General features: G+C 66.8%; 1 protein-coding gene. It reads left to right on the forward strand.

The features are described 5' to 3' along the window. Positions 1–229: FUSC family protein (locus SB660_RS24335; protein WP_410585224.1), on the forward strand; the 229-nt coding region annotated here is incomplete at both ends.

The following is a 229-nucleotide window of genomic DNA, read 5'->3' on the forward strand; positions in this document are numbered from 1 at the left end:
GATCGCCGGAGTGATCGCGATCCTCGTGGGCGCGATCGTGTCGCAGGATCGCTTCTACTGGGCCGTCATCGCGGCGTTCGTGACCTTCATGGGCGCGAACAATGCGGCGGAGCATGTGCGCAAGGGAGCGTTCCGTGTGATCGGCACGGTCATCGGCGTCGTGATCGGCGCGCTGCTCGCCCACCTCGTCGGCCCACACCCGTACGTTGCCGTCGCGGTCATTCTGGCG

Source organism: Bacillus sp. SIMBA_005 (genome assembly GCF_046535585.1).
In the GTDB taxonomy this organism is placed as follows: Bacteria; Bacillota; Bacilli; order Bacillales; family Bacillaceae; genus Bacillus; species Bacillus pumilus.